Origin of the sequence: Streptomyces hilarionis, from assembly GCF_024539675.1 — a bacterium.
GTDB lineage: Bacteria > Actinomycetota > Actinomycetes > Streptomycetales > Streptomycetaceae > Streptomyces > Streptomyces hilarionis.
Map to the genome: position 1 here is coordinate 1 of NZ_JAHHIT010000201.1, position 14,376 is coordinate 14,376.

Annotated in this window: 12 protein-coding genes; 4 read left to right on the forward strand and 8 right to left on the reverse strand. The window is 72.1% G+C overall.

The window, feature by feature from the left end; all coding sequences use genetic code 11:
• Positions 1-268 precede the first annotated feature (268 nt).
• The 3 genes from pfkB to KMS84_RS34255 form a co-directional block, all read right to left on the reverse strand.
• A complete protein-coding gene (gene pfkB, locus KMS84_RS34245) occupies positions 269-1,216 on the reverse strand; it encodes a 1-phosphofructokinase (protein ID WP_256920433.1) in 948 nt (315 codons plus the stop codon).
• Between the two features lie 44 nt (positions 1,217-1,260).
• The gene (locus tag KMS84_RS34250) at positions 1,261-2,022 is read right to left on the reverse strand and encodes a DeoR/GlpR family DNA-binding transcription regulator (RefSeq protein ID WP_256920424.1); all 762 of its coding nucleotides are present in this window, start codon (positions 2,020-2,022) and stop codon (positions 1,261-1,263) included.
• Between the two features lie 490 nt (positions 2,023-2,512).
• The gene (locus KMS84_RS34255; protein WP_256920425.1) at positions 2,513-4,144 is read right to left on the reverse strand and encodes an MFS transporter; all 1,632 of its coding nucleotides are present in this window, start codon (positions 4,142-4,144) and stop codon (positions 2,513-2,515) included.
• 62 nt (positions 4,145-4,206) lie between these two features.
• Here KMS84_RS34255 and KMS84_RS34260 point away from each other — a divergent pair, with 62 nt between their 5' ends.
• On the forward strand, positions 4,207-5,283 hold the full coding sequence (locus KMS84_RS34260) for a helix-turn-helix transcriptional regulator (protein ID WP_256920426.1): 1,077 nt from the start codon (positions 4,207-4,209) through the stop codon (positions 5,281-5,283).
• A 72-nt stretch (positions 5,284-5,355) separates the two neighbouring features.
• Here the strand turns inward: KMS84_RS34260 and KMS84_RS34265 are convergent, their stop codons facing one another.
• Positions 5,356-6,255, reverse strand: coding sequence for a TetR/AcrR family transcriptional regulator (locus tag KMS84_RS34265; protein ID WP_438819018.1), 900 nt, complete (start codon positions 6,253-6,255; stop codon positions 5,356-5,358).
• An 817-nt stretch (positions 6,256-7,072) separates the two neighbouring features.
• On the reverse strand, positions 7,073-8,071 hold the full coding sequence (locus KMS84_RS34270) for a sigma-70 family RNA polymerase sigma factor (RefSeq protein ID WP_256920427.1): 999 nt from the start codon (positions 8,069-8,071) through the stop codon (positions 7,073-7,075).
• A gap of 187 nt (positions 8,072-8,258) precedes the next feature.
• Between KMS84_RS34270 and KMS84_RS34275 the strand changes: the two genes are divergently transcribed.
• Positions 8,259-8,798 (forward strand): GNAT family N-acetyltransferase, encoded by a 540-nt coding sequence (locus KMS84_RS34275; protein ID WP_256920436.1) that lies wholly within the window; start codon positions 8,259-8,261, stop codon positions 8,796-8,798.
• A 19-nt stretch (positions 8,799-8,817) separates the two neighbouring features.
• Here KMS84_RS34275 and KMS84_RS34280 read toward each other — a convergent pair whose 3' ends face one another.
• Positions 8,818-9,627 carry a dioxygenase family protein gene (locus KMS84_RS34280; RefSeq protein WP_256920428.1) on the reverse strand — a complete coding sequence of 270 codons (810 nt, stop codon included), beginning with the start codon at positions 9,625-9,627 and terminating at the stop codon, positions 8,818-8,820.
• Between the two features lie 124 nt (positions 9,628-9,751).
• On the opposite strand from KMS84_RS34280, the gene KMS84_RS34285 reads away from it, so the two are divergent.
• Positions 9,752-10,258 carry a MarR family winged helix-turn-helix transcriptional regulator gene (locus KMS84_RS34285; protein ID WP_256920429.1) on the forward strand — a complete coding sequence of 169 codons (507 nt, stop codon included), beginning with the start codon at positions 9,752-9,754 and terminating at the stop codon, positions 10,256-10,258.
• Between the two features lie 60 nt (positions 10,259-10,318).
• Here the strand turns inward: KMS84_RS34285 and KMS84_RS34290 are convergent, their stop codons facing one another.
• Positions 10,319-11,860: an MFS transporter gene (locus KMS84_RS34290; RefSeq protein ID WP_256920430.1), complete on the reverse strand. Its 1,542-nt coding sequence runs from the start codon at positions 11,858-11,860 to the stop codon at positions 10,319-10,321.
• 118 nt (positions 11,861-11,978) lie between these two features.
• A complete protein-coding gene (locus KMS84_RS34295) occupies positions 11,979-12,650 on the reverse strand; it encodes a TetR/AcrR family transcriptional regulator (RefSeq protein ID WP_256920431.1) in 672 nt (223 codons plus the stop codon).
• A 371-nt stretch (positions 12,651-13,021) separates the two neighbouring features.
• On the opposite strand from KMS84_RS34295, the gene KMS84_RS34300 reads away from it, so the two are divergent.
• Positions 13,022-14,335, forward strand: coding sequence for a M6 family metalloprotease domain-containing protein (locus tag KMS84_RS34300; RefSeq protein ID WP_256920432.1), 1,314 nt, complete (start codon positions 13,022-13,024; stop codon positions 14,333-14,335).
• Positions 14,336-14,376: the final 41 nt, after the last annotated feature.

The window sequence follows — 14,376 nt, forward strand, 5'->3', positions numbered from 1 at the left end:
CGCGACCCCAGGGAGGCGGGGCCGGGGCAGCCCCGCCTCCCTGGGGTCGCGGGCGGGTTCGGTTCCTGGTTCCCCCGGACGGCAGGGCGGCTCAGGGTGCCCTGCCCTCCGTGGCGGGCGACGGTCGCGGGGGCGCCTCGCCGCCGGCCGGCCGCCGGTCCGCCGTGCGGCGACCCGGCCGGTGCCGGGATCGTGCTCGCGGCCGAGGCCGGCCCGGTCGCGCCGGTCGTCCTCGTCGCCCCGTTTCTCCTGCCGGCGCCGGCGCTCCTCATGACACCGGCTCCAGCAGTGCGCGGTCGACCGGGACCTCGGCGGTCACCGTCACCGCCGCCGGGTCCAGGTCGTCCGGGGTGGGCATCACGCTGCCGGGGAGCCGGACGGCGGCCGCGCCGTGCGCGACGGCCGACGCGAGCGCCGCCGGACCGCTGCCGCCGGCGACGAGGAACCCGGCGAGGGAGGAGTCGCCGGCGCCCACGTTGCTGCGGACGACGTCGACGCGCGCGGCGGCGAACCAGGTGCCCGCCTCCTCGACCAGCAGCTGACCGTCGGCGCCGAGGCTCGCGAGCACCGCGCGGGCGCCCATCCCCCGCAGCTCCTCGGCCGCCTTCAGCGCGTCGCCCACGGTGGCCAAGGGGCGGCCGACCGCCTCGGCGAGTTCCTCGGCGTTCGGCTTCACCACGTCGGGCCGCTCGCGCAGCGCTTCGAGAAGGGCGGGCCCGGAGGTGTCCAGGGCGATCCGCGCGCCTCCCGCGTGCGCCCGGGCGACCACGTCGGCGTACCAGGACGGCGCGAGCCCGCGGGGCAGGCTGCCGCAGCAGGCGATCCAGTCGGCGTCGCGCGACTGCTCGCGCACCGTCTCCAGGAGCAGCTCCTGCTCCTCGGCGGACAGCTCGGGACCGGGCGCGTTGATCTTCGTCAGCACACCGTCGGACTCCGCGAGGGCGATGTTCGAGCGGGTGGCTCCGGCCACGGGGACCGGCGCGACCTCGATGCCCTGCGCGGCCAGCAGTTCGGCGACGAGTGCGCCCGGCGCGCCGCCCAGGGGCAGGACGGCGACCGTGCGCCGGCCGGCCGCGGCCGCGGCGCGCGAGACGTTCACGCCCTTGCCGCCCGGGTCCATCCGCTCGCCGGTGGCGCGGATGACCTCGCCCCGGTCGAGGGAGGGGACCTCGTAGGTGCGGTCCAGGGACGGGTTGGGCGTGACGGTGAGGATCACGCCCGAGACGCCCGGTCCGGCGCCGCTCGTCGGGCCGGTGCCGCTCATGCTCGTACCACTTCCGTGCCGCCGCGCTCGATCGCGGCCGCGTCGTCGGGGCTCAGTGCGCTGTCGGTGATCAGCAGGTCCACGTCGCTCAGGTCGGCGAAGCGGGCGAAGTGCTCTTGGCCGTGCTTGGCGGAGTCGGCGAGCAGGACGACCCGGCGGGCGGCGGCGACGGCCGCCCGCTTGACCGCGGCCTCGGCGAGGTCGGGAGTGGTCAGCCCGTGCTCGGCGGAGTACCCGTTGGCGGCGAGGAACACCACGTCGGCCCGGACCTCGCCGTACGCGCGCAGCGCCCAGGCGTCCACGGCGGCGCGTGTACGGTGCCGTACGCGCCCCCCGATGAGATGGAGCTGCATGCCGGGGTGGTCCGCGAGCCGGGCCGCGATGGGCAGGCTGTGGGTGACGACGGTGAGCTCGGCCTCCAGCGGGAGGGCGGCGGCCAGTCGCGCGACGGTCGTGCCGGCGTCCAGGATCATCGTGCCCTCGGCGGGCAGTTCCGCCAGGGCCGCCTTGGCGATCCGGTCCTTCTCGTCGGCCGAGGTGGTCTCGCGTTCGGCCAGGTCCGGTTCGAAGTCGAGACGTCCGGCCGGGATGGCTCCGCCGTGCACGCGGCGCACCAGGCCGGCCCGGTCGAGGGCCTTCAGGTCGCGGCGGATCGTCTCCGCCGTGACCTGGAACTCCTCGGCCAGCGACAGGACGTCCACCCGTCCGCCGTCACGGGCGAGCCGCAGGATCTCCTGCTGCCGCTCCGGTGCGTACATGTCCGTTCTCCTCCGACCGCTCTCTGGTTTGTGCCCGAACCTGTGGTTTCGCCACGGAGGCTACGCCCGGATGTCCGGAAAGTAAACAGGTTCGGGCTTCATTCGGGCATGAACGGACTTCCATAGAGGCTCTCCGTGTCCCGTGCCCGGTACCCGTGACTTCGAGGGGGACGCCCGGCGCCGGCCCCACCCGAGGCCCCGAGGGGGACGACGACCGGTGGTCGGCCGATCGAGGCCCCGTCGGCAGCCGTCGAGTCCGAGCGGCAGCCGTCGAGGTCCGATAGGCAGCCGGTCGAGTCGCTCGGGACAGGCAGCCGGCCGAAGGCCGGCGTCGGTATACGGCCAGGAAGAGGGCGAAGACGGCGAAGAGCCCGCCACCGTGAAGGTGACGGGCTCCGGCCGCTGAAGCTCAGCGGTGCCGGCGCTCAGCGGCGCAACCGTCGCGGCCGCTCAGCCGCTCAGCCGTGCATCGGTGCGGCAGCGCAGTTCCTCAGACGGCGACCGCACGCCCCCGCTCGTCGGCCGGTCCCGCCTCCGAGGCCTCCCGGGCCTCCGGACCCTCCGCGGCGTCGCCGTCTGCTTCGGCTACGGCTACGGCATCGTCCGTGCCTCCCTCGACGTGCTGCGCGGGCCGCTTCGGCAGGGCGAACATCAGCAGGAAGATCGCGAACATCACCAGGGCCACCCAGCCCAGGGCGTGCTGGAACGCGTTCACGAACGCGGGGCCCACCTCGGACGCCGTCAGCCGGTCGCCGATCTCCCCGAAGAAGACGACCGCGACGAGCCCCAGTCCGAGCGCGTTGCCCATCTGCTGAACGGTGTTGATGAGCCCGGACGCCGACCCGGCGTGCTCGCGCGGCACCTCCGACAGCACCGCGTCGGTCAGCGGGGCGAAGATCAGGCCCATGCCCGCGCCCATGACGACCAGCGGCAGCGCCATCTGCCAGGGCGCGATGCCCAGGCCGTAGCGCTCGGACTCCCAGATGTAGAGGAGCACGCCGACGACCATGGTCAGGGCCCCCGCCTGGAGCACCTTGCGCCCGAAGCGCGGAACCAGCTTCTGCACGGACATCCCCGCGGCCGTCGAGACGGCGATCGAGAAGGGGACCCCGGTCAGTCCGGCCTTCATCGGGCTCCAGCCCAGGCCCGTCTGCATGTACAGCGTCCAGACCAGGAAGAACACGCCGAGCGCGATCCCGAAGACGGTCTGCACGGCGACGCCCGCCGCGAAGCTGCGCACCCGGAAGAGGGAGAGCTCGACCAGCGGCGAACCGTCCCGCGCGGCCTTGCGCCGTTCGTAGGCGACCAGCGCCCCGAACACGCCAAGCGCGCCGACCATCGACGCGTACCCCCACAGCGGCCAGCCCAGTTCCCGGCCGCGGGTGAGCGGGTAGAGCAGCATGAGCAGACCGAGAGTGACCAGGACGACGCCGACGATGTCCAGCTTCAGCGCCTTCGGCGCCTTGGACTCGGTGATGAAACGGCTGCCGAGGATCAGCCCCGCGATGCCGACCGGCAGGTTGATCAGGAAGATCGGCCGCCACTCCAGCCCGAACAGGTTCCACTCCGTCAGCAGCGCGCCCAGCAGCGGGCCGGAGACGGCGCCCAGCCCCACGATGGCGCCGAACAGGCCGAACACCTTGCCCCGCTCGTGCGCGGGGAACGTGGCGTGCACGATCGAGAGCACCTGCGGGACCATCATCGCCGCCATGCCGCCCTGAAGGATGCGCGAGGCGACCAGCATCTCGGGGTTGGCGGCGAAACCGCACAGCGCCGAGGCGAGGGTGAAGCCGCCGATGCCGAGCAGGAACAGCCGCTTGCGTCCGTGGATGTCGCCGAGCCGGCCGCCCGTGATGAGTCCGGCGGCGAAGGCGAGCGCGTAACCGGCGGTGATCCACTGGATCTGGCTCCAGGAGGCGCCCGCGTCCTGCCGTATGGAGGGAATGGCGATGTTGACGATCGTGACGTCGACGAGGTCCATGAAGGCCGCGGTCATCACGATGGCGAGCGCGAACCACCGACGCCGGTCGCCCGGGGCGGGCTCGGGAGCCGCCCCGGGACGCGTCTCGGGAGTCTTCTCGAAGTCGGGCGGTGTCTCGGTGGAGGTCTCCGTGGAGGTCATGATGTGACAGTAGGACGGCAGTAGGTCAGATCGTGTCCTACTCGTACGGCATCCTCGGATGCATGACGACGGACACTCCGGCTCGGCTGCTCCAGCTCCTCTCCCTCCTCCAGACGCCCCGCGAATGGCCCGGCGGCGAGCTCGCCGACCGCCTCGGGGTGTCCCGCCGCACGGTCCGGCGCGACATCGACCGACTGCGCGACCTGGGCTATCCCGTCCAGGCGACCATGGGCTCGGACGGCGGGTACCGGCTGGTCGCGGGCAAGGCGATGCCCCCGCTCGTGCTCGACGACGAGGAGGCCGTCGCCATCGCCGTCGGACTGCGGGCCGGGGCCGGTCACGCGCTCGAGGGCGTCGACGAGGCGTCCGTGCGGGCCCTGGCCAAGCTGGAGCAGGTGCTGCCGGCCCGGTTGCGCCACCGCGTCTCGACCCTCCAGGCCGCCACCACACCGCTGACCAGCGGGGACGGCGCGAGCATCGCCCCCGAGACGCTGACCGTCATGGCATCGACCGTGGCCGGCCAGGAGCGGCTGCGGTTCGCCTACCGCGCCAAGGACGGCACGGAGTCACGCCGGCTGACCGAGCCCTACCGGCTCGTGTCGACGGGCCGGCGGTGGTACCTCGTGGCCTACGACCTCGACCGCCAGGACTGGCGGACGTTCCGGGTGGACCGGGTCCGCGACCCGTTCGCGACCGGCGCGCGGTTCGCTCCACGTGAGCTTCCCACGGGCAGCGCGGCGGAGTACCTGCGGCGGTCCATCCACGGCCGTCCGGACGCGCGCGCCTACGAGTACGACGTCACGATCCACGCGCCGGCCGAACTCGTCGGCGCCCTCCTCCCGTCCTGGCTCGGCACACCGGTCCCGGACCTCCCGGACGCCGGCGAACGGAACGGGGGCGGGGGTGACGGGAACGAAGGGGAGGGAACCGGCCCCGGCGGGACCGTCGGCGGGAGGTGCCGACTGCGCGGGTCGACCAGTGACCCGGTCGAGTGGGTGGCGGTCCGGCTCGCGATGCTGGGCCACGAGTTCTCGGTCCACGAGCCCCGCGAACTGGTCGACTGCGCAAGGGAGTTGTCCGGTCGCCTGGGACGGGCGGCGGGCACGGAGCCGACGACGGCGCACGCGACGACTCCTTGAGACGCCGCACCGGGTTCCGGGCAGGAAGGCGCGGGCCGGAGCCCCCCTCCCCTCAGGCCCTCCAGGCCCTGCCTAGCGGGCTTGCCCCGCCTGCCCCGACTGCCCTGCCTGCCCCGCCTGCCTCGACGTCCAGGAGAAACCCCGCAGGGCTCGCAGGTTGCCCAGGGCCAGCTCCGCCGGGCCCTGCGGGCCGGTGGGCGAGGTGTCCGTCACCGCCCAGCTCTCGACGGCGACCCTGACCGCGGCACCGGCCACCGCCGCCGTGAAGCGCTCGTACGGCGAGACGGAAGCGGCGGGAACCGAGGCCGGGACCGGGTCAGCAGCGCCGGAGGCGGAGGCCTGGTCAGCGCCATCGGGGAGGGGCGCCGGGTCAGCGCCATCAGGGACAGGGGCCGGGGCCGGGTCGGCGCCGTCAGGGACGGGGGCCGGGTCAGCAGCGGCGGCGCCCGAGTCGGGGCCGCCCGGTCCCGCGGTCGAGGGCCGGGTCGCCGCCGTCGGGGCGGAGGGCGTCGCCCGTTCCGCCAGCACCTCGGCGAGGGTGGCCTCCGAGGTGTGGCACACCTCGGCCCAGACCTTCCCCAGGGCCGGGCTCGCCATGGCCAGCCGGATCAGTGTGCGCACCCACTCCCAGGACGCCGCCGAGACGCCCCGGCCGGGCTCGAGCGTGTGACGCACGGCGTGTTCGAGGGCCTCCGGCACACTCAGTCCGGCCGGGGCCTCCCGCACCGCCTCCGCCCAGCGCTGGGCGCCCGCCGCGTAGAGGGGGGCCACGGCCTCCTCCTTGGTGGCGAAGTACCGGTAGAAGGTGCGCGGGGCGATTCCCGCCGCCTGCGCGATGTCCTCGGCGCGGGTGGCCTTCAGACCCCGGCTGACGAACAGGCCGGCCGCCGCCCGGGCGATCTCCATCCGGGTCGCCGCTTTGCGCCGCTCGGTCAGCGAAGCCGGCGCCGAGCGGGAGGTCGAGCTGATCACTCCGGCAGGCTATGCCCATGTGGCACAATCTGCCATTCGGGCGGGCCACCCCGTGGTTCAGGTACGGGGTGCCCCGCCTTCTCGACGTGCCCGCGCGCCGTCGCGCTCCACCCGACGGTCGTGTGCGCCCGCAATTGCCACCGAAATCCCCACCATTGTCCGCCCTGCCCCGCCTCACCCCTCCCTGCGCCCGCGCCACCGCTCGGGAACGTCTGGCGGGAAAGGGAACCGGGCTCCGGCGCCTGGGGGGAGAGGCGCCGAAGCCCGGCTCTCGGAGAGTCCCGGCGCCGGGGGGATGTGCGGCGGGACTTGGCTCGGAGGTGATGCGGTGTCCGCGCGAACCACACGGACCGCGCGGACCGCGAGGATCACTGGACGTCGGGTGCGTCGGGTACGTCAATGGCTTTGTTCGTGGGCTCGGCTCGCAGGGCCTCGCTCGTGCAGGGCTGAGATCTCGGGGTGGGCTTCAGGGTCCGGCCGATCCGAACTCCCGTGCCCAGAAGTCTTTTTCCCCCGCTCTCCCGATTGAAGCGGCGTTCCCGCGCCAAGTTTGCGCGGCGGTCTCGAACCGGCGCACGCCCCGGACGCTCGGCACAACCGGCACGACCGGCACCTCGCGGTGCACCCGGCCCACGCGTGGCACGGGAAGCAGGAGGCTCACCAGCCTGGCCGCGCCCCACGCCGACCGCCGTCCTGGCGGGCGTCTCCGGACGGCCGGTGTCTCGCGTCGGCCGGCGCCCCGTGTCCGCCGCTGTCCCGTGACGGCCGGCTGTCCGCTCGGCCGGGCCTCACCCGCCCGGCCCCGCGGAACAGACGGTTACGCCGCTGCCTCGAAGCCCGTGTCGCGGGCCAGCTTCTTCAGTTCCAGCAGGGCGTGCTTCTCGATCTGGCGGATGCGCTCCCTCGTCAGCCCGTGCTTCTTGCCGACCTCGGTCAGGGTGCGCTCGCGGCCGTCGTCGATGCCGTACCGCATCTTGATGATGGAAGCCGTGCGCGGGTCCAGACGGTCGATCAGGCCGTCCAGTTCCTCACTGCGCAGCAGCGTCAGCACCGACTGCTCCGGCGACACCGCCGAGGTGTCCTCCAGGAGGTCGCCGAACTGCGTCTCTCCCTCGTCGTCGACCGCCATGTTCAGCGAGACCGGGTCACGGGCCCAGTCCAGGACGTCCGTCACGCGCTCCGGCGTCGAGCCCAGCTCGGTGGCGATCTCGGCGGGCTCCGGGTCGCGGCCGTTCTCGCGGTTGAACTCGCGCTGCACGCGCCGGATCCGGCCGAGCTCCTCCACCAGGTGGACGGGCAGGCGGATGGTGCGCGACTGGTCCGCTATGGAACGGGTGATGGCCTGACGGATCCACCAGGTGGCGTACGTCGAGAACTTGAAGCCCTTGCGGTAGTCGAACTTCTCGACCGCGCGCACCAGGCCGGCGTTGCCCTCCTGGATCAGGTCCAGCAGGGGCAGGCCGCTGCGCGGGTAGCGCCGGGCCACTGCCACGACCAGGCGGAGGTTGGATCGGATGAAGACGTCCTTGGCCCGCTCGCTGTCGGCGACCAGGGCTTCGAGCTCCTCGCGGGAGGCCTGCGCCTTGGACTCCTCCTCGCCGTCGAGGACCTGTTGCGCGAAGACACCCGCCTCGATGATCTGGGACAACTCGACCTCCTTGGCGGCGTCGAGCAGCGGTGTACGCGCGATCTCGTCGAGGTACATGCCGACCAGGTCGCGGTCGGCGATCTCGCCGCCATGGGCGCGAACACTGCGGGCCGCGCTGCTCGTCTCGCCGGTGGCGGACTTGCGGCGGGCGACGGCACGGGTTGCCATGCGTGCTCCCTTGCGATGGTGGTTCAGCGGGTGGCCCTTCAGACGCCCGGCACTGTCGGAACTTCTGGACTCTCCTCGGGTGCCCTGCATCCGATGGAAACAACGACTGGAATCAGGACAGAATTCCCCACCCGCACCCCGAATTTTCTGATCATGCAGTACCCTGTCCGACCACCTGGGAGGCATGATGCCGTCGGAACGTACAGAGGTGCAGGTCAGACCTGGAGTCGAGGCCGACCTCGGCGCGCTCACAAGCCTCTACAACCACTATGTACGTGAGACGGCCATCACATTCGACACGGTGGCCTTCACTCCGGAAGAGCGACGTCCTTGGCTGCTCTCCCACCCTGTAGACGGGCCCTACCGCCTGATGGTTGCCACGGAAACGGACTCACAGGACATCCCGGGGACCTCACAGGAAATCCTGGGTTACGCCACATCCAGCCCCTACCGGCCGAAGGCGGCCTACTCCACGTCCGTGGAGGTGACGGTCTACGTCGCCCCGCGCGCGGGGCGGCGCGGCGTCGGCACGCTCCTGTACAGGGCACTCTTCGAGGCGCTGGCCGGCGAGGACGTGCACCGCGCCTACGCGGGCATCGCCCAGCCGAACGAGGCGTCCGTGCGCCTGCACGAACGCTTCGGTTTCCGGCCCGTGGGCACGTACCGCGAGGTGGGCCGCAAGTTCGGCCGCTACTGGGACGTGGCCTGGTACGAGAAGGAGCTGTAGCCCGCGCCGGCCGGGAGGATCAGCCGAACTGCACCGACCGCTTGGCCATCCCCATCCAGAAGCCGTCGATCACCGACTTCTGGTCGTCCAGCTCGCCGGACACCTCCGCCGCGCCCATGGTCACGAAGAGCGGGGCGAAGTGCTCGGTGCGCGGGTGGGCGTACCGGCCGGCCGGCGCCTTGTGGAGGAAGTCGAGCAGGCCGTCCCAGTCGCGGGCCTCCAGCGCGCGCCGCCCCCAGTCGTCGAACTCGGACGACCAGGTCGGCACCCCGCCGCCGGTGTGCCGCAGCGCGGCCAGGTTGTGGGTGAAGAACCCGGAGCCGACGATGAGGACGCCCTCGTCGCGCAGGGGCGCCAGCCTGCGGCCGATCTCCATGAGCTTCACGGGGTCGAGGGTCGGCATGGAGACCTGAAGGACCGGGATGTCGGCGGCCGGGAACATCTCGACGAGCGGGACGTAGGCGCCGTGGTCGAGGCCGCGGTCGGGGATGTCCTGGACGGGGGTGCCCGGGGCGCGCAGGAGCTTGCGCACGCTCGCGGCGAGTTCGGGCGCGCCGGGGGCGTCGTACTTCACCGTGTAGTAGTGCTCAGGGAAGCCCCAGAAGTCGTAGACCAGGGGGACGGGGTCGACGGCGCCGAGGGCCAGCGGGGCCTCCTCCCAGTGTGCGGAGACCATGAGGACGGCCTTGGGCCGGGGCAGGTCGGCGGACCAGGCGGCGAGCTCGCCGGGCCAGACCGGGTCGTCCGCGAGCGGCGGGGCGCCGTGGCTGAGGTAGAGCGCGGGCATGCGCTCCCGGGGGCGGGAGAGTTCCTGGGTTGCGGCGGACATGACGGCGGCTCCTTCGGGCTCTCTCGGCAGGTGCGGACAGTTGCTTGAAATCTAAAACGGCAATACCGCCGAGCATATTCCCAGTTGGTTTAAATTTCAAGGAGCGGGCGTTTACAGTGGGGGGATGAAGACGGCATCCGCATCCGAAGAGCCCCGCTGGCTCACCGCCGAGGAACAGCTCATCTGGCGCTCCTACGTGCACGCCACCACCCTGCTGGAGGACCACATGGACCGCCAGCTCCAGCGGGACGCGGGGATGCCGCACGTCTACTACGGCCTTCTGGTCAAGCTCGCCGAGTGCCCGCAGCGACGGCTGCGGATGACCGAACTGGCCAAGCACGCGAAGATCACCCGCTCACGCCTCTCGCACGCCGTCGCCCGGCTGGAGAAGAACGGCTGGGTGCGCCGGGAGGACTGCCCCTCCGACAAGCGCGGCCAGTTCGCCGTGCTCACCGACCAGGGCCTGGAGATGCTCAAGCGCGCCGCGCCGGGCCACGTGGCCGTCGTCCGCAAGGCCGTGTTCGACCGGCTCAGCCCGGAACAGCAGAAGTCCCTCGGCGAGATCATGCAGATCGTCGCCGAGGGACTTCAGCCCGACGAAGCGGGTGCGGACCTTCCCTGGCTGCGCTGACCGGGCGGGGTCAGGCGGGGCGGGCCGGGAGACGTCCCCCGGGGTCCGGGTTCGTACGGGTCAGTGGACCATCACCGGGACGGCGTCCTCGGCGTCCTTCGCACCCGAGCCCGCGACCGCGCCGCCCATGTCCGGCTTGCCGGCGTTGACGAAGGTCAGGGCGATCGTGGCGGCCGCGACCAGGATGCCGACGGCGAACCAGATGGCGCTGGTGTAGCCGTGCACCATGCCCTCCAGCTGCACCAGCTGCTGCTGGGGCCGGGAAGCGGCGCCCGCCATGTGGTCCTTGACGTACGACGTCGTCGCGGACGCGGCGATCGTGTTCAGCAGAGCGGTGCCGATCGCGCCGCCCACCTGCTGCGAGGTGTTGACCATCGCGGAGGCGACACCCGCGTCCCGCGGCTCGACGCCCTGCGTGGCCAGCGACATCGCCGGCATGAACGCCGTGCCCATGCCCAGGCCGAGCAGCAGCATCGCCGGCAGCAGCACGGCCGCGTACGAGGAGCCGATCTCCAGGCGGGTCAGGAACAGCATGCCGAGCGCGGCGACCAGGAAGCCCGGGCCCATCAGCAGACGGGGAGCCACCCGGGTCATCAGACGGGTGCCGATCTGGGTGGAGCCGGTGATCATGCCCGCGATCATCGGAAGGAAGGCGAAACCGGTCTTGACCGGCGAGTAGCCCTTCACGATCTGAAGGTAGTAGGTCAGGAACAGGAACAGGCCGAACATCGCGATGATCGCGAGGCCGAGCGAGAGGTAGATGCCGCCGCGGTTGCGCTCGGTGATCACGCGCAGGGGCAGCAGCGGGGCCTTGACCTTGGACTCGACGACGACGAAGGCGGCCAGCAGGACGGCCGACGCGACGAACATGCCGATGGTCACGGAGTCGCTCCAGCCCTCGGACTCGGCGCGGGTGAACCCGTAGACGAGCGAGACCAGGCCGAGCGTGGACAGGATGACGCCCGGGATGTCGAGAGCGGAACGGTTGCGGCCGCCCGCGGGCTCACGGATGACGAAGTAGGCGCCGGCCGCGGCGATGATCGCGAACGGGATGTTCACGAAGAACGTCCAGCGCCAGTCCAGGTACTCGGTGAGGAAACCGCCGAGGATCAGGCCGACGGCGCCGCCGCCGCCGGCGATCGCGCCGTAGATGCCGAAGGCCTTGGCGCGCTCCTTGGCGTCCGTGAACATCACGGCGAGCAGGGAGAGCGCGGCGGGCGCGAGCAGCGCGCCGAACGCGCCCTGGAGCGCGCGGGCGCCGAACATCATCGCCTCGTTGGCGGCCGCGCCGCCGAGGGCGGAGGCCGCGGCGAAGCCGCCGAGGCCCACGACGAAGGCGCGCTTGCGGCCCCACAGGTCGGCGATGCGGCCACCGAAGAGCAGCAGACCGCCGAAGGCGAGGGCGTAGGCGGTGACGATCCACTGCCGGTTGCCGTCGGAGATGCCCAGGTCCTGCTGGGCGGACGGCATCGCGATGTTCACGATGGTCGCGTCGAGAACGACCATCAGCTGGGCGAGGGCGATGAAGGCCAGCGCTTTCCAGCGGTTGGCGTCCGGGACGCCGACCGTCCCGCCAGGGGCCTTCTGGACTGTTTCAGACATGGGGATACCCGCTTCGGTACTTCGTGACGGAAAAAAGATGAGGTAAAGGGGCGACTCGTCGTCGCTGACGGCCGGCGTGGGAGACGTGTGTGGGTTCCGACTGCTGCGGTGCTGCGAACTAATCGCTCAAGGGCCGGCCGCAGGGCTGGCGCAGGTCCTCCATGGTCACGGCCGTGCCCGGCAACACGGAGGGGGCCGGGGCCCGCAGTCCGTCGAGGAACAGCTGTAGGTGGCGGTGGACGAACCGGTCGGCGCTCATGCAGGGAGTGCCGGCCGGTGGGCGGCTGAGCTGGGCCACCACGATCATCACGTCGCCCACGCCGACGTCGGGCCTGAGCTGCCCGGCCGTCTTCGCGCGGTCCATGACCTCCTCGATGATCCGCTCGACCCGTTCACGGGCGGCCTCGAGGTCGGGGTGGTGCTCGTCGAAGGTGCTGGAGATCATCGGGCACAGCGCGCTGATCCGCTCGTCGGCGGACGCGTGCACGAAGCGCTCCAGCGCCCCGAACGCGTCGCCGGTCTCGGCGAGGGCGATCTGTCCGGCCCGGACCGTGCGGTCCAGCACCGAGCAGACGACCTCACGGACCAGCGCGTCACGGTCGGGGAAGTTGCGGTACACCGTGGCGTTGCCGACGCCGGCCCGGCGGGCGATCTCGTCGAGCGGCACGTCGGGGCCGAACTCGGTGAACATCTCGCGGGCGGCGGTGACGATCCGCTCCCGGTTGCGCAGGGCGTCGGCGCGGGGCCGGGTCGCCTTGCGCTCTGCGGGTGTGGCGGTCGCGGTCTGCACGGTGCGCTCCTGCCGGAAGTGTGGAACGAAGATGCGATCCGGGGAGCGAGTCCCCGTTTCACTCGGACACATGGCTAAACGGGGAAGGCGTCCCCGGTTATTTCCCGGATCCAGAACTTTCTTTCCGTGACCTGGGTCACACACCCCGCGAAGGGCCGGAGTGCCGCCGGAAGCACCCCCGCACCACTCCCCGAGGCTCGCCCCCCGCACTCCACGCGCCCGTTTCATCACTCTTCACGGCATCTATCACCATACCGGCCGGTAATCCACGATCGGTCTCCTCCAGCGCGCGTGCGCGGGCCGTGCGGCACAGGGTGATCGAGAGGGTGCAGCCGGTGACCGGTGGCTGCCTGGAGCGAAAGGCCCCCTGCATGCAGCCGCAGCCCGTGCGCACCGCCCGGGACACCCTGAGCCGCCGGATACGCCCGCGTCGCGTCGCCGCCTTCGCGTCCGTCACCGTCCTGACCCTGGCGGTCAGCACCTCGGCGGGCACCGGTCACCGCCTGCCGGTCCCCGGCTCGGCGGCTGCCGGCGCGGGTCCCGTCGCGCTGGCCCGGTCCGCCGCCCTCGTCCCCTGCATGCTCAACCCGGGCACGGCGGTCCAGATGTCCGAAGGCGTGCCCACGCCGGGCGGCTACTCCCGCTCCACCGGCACCGTCCGCGCCCTCACCCTGATGATCGACTTCTCCGACGCGCCCGGCCGGGGCAGCGCGCTCAGCCGCTACCGCGAGTTCTTCCCACAGACCGAGGCGTGGTTCCGCACGGCCTCCTACGGGCGCCTCGACTACCGCGCCGAGACGCCCGTCAAGCACTGGCTGCGCATGCCCAAGCCGTTCCACGCGTACGGCATAGAACGCGGCGCGCCCTTCGACCCCGGCTACCGCGAGCTCGTCCAGGACCTGGTGGCCGCCGCCGACCCGACCGTCGACTTCCGCTCGTACGACCTGCTCAACGTGCTGGTCACCCCCAACGCCGGGCCCTCCGCGCTGGACACGGTCCTGTCGGTGACGTTCGCCGGCAACATGGAGGCGCCGGTCGCCGACGGGGTCGCCGTGGCGAACGCGTCCTTCGTCTACTCGCGCCAGGACGACGGCTCGGGCTCCTACGACCGCACCGGCTACCGGGTCCTCCCGCACGAGAACGGCCACGTCTTCGGCCTGCCCGACCTCTACACCCAGGAGGGCGGAGGCGCCGTCGGCCACTGGGACATCATGAGCGAGGACTGGGGGGCCAACAACGACCTGCTCGGCTGGCACAAGTGGAAGCTCGGCTGGCTGGACGCCCGTCAGATCTCCTGCGCGGCGACCCCGGGCACCAGGGAGTACCCCCTGACCCCCCTCTCGCGCGCCGGCGGCCCGAAACTGGTCTTCGTCCCGGTCGGCGAACACACCGGCTACGCCGTCGAACTGCGCACCCGCGGCGGCAACGACGAGAACGTGTGCCGGCCCGGCGTCCTCGTCTACAAGGTCGACGCCGACGTCGACACCGGCATGGGACCCGTGACCGTCTACGACTCCCGCACCGACAGCGGCGGTTGCACCCGCAGCCCCAACGTCCACGCGGAACTCTCCGACGCCCCCTTCACCCCGGGCGAGACGTTCAAGGACCCCAAGCGCGGCATCACGATCGCGGTCACCGAGGCCGACCCGGAGGGGAACTACCGGGTGAGGGTGACGCGTAAGTAGCGCGGCCGCACCTCCCGCTCGGCCCTCCCCCGCGCCCACCC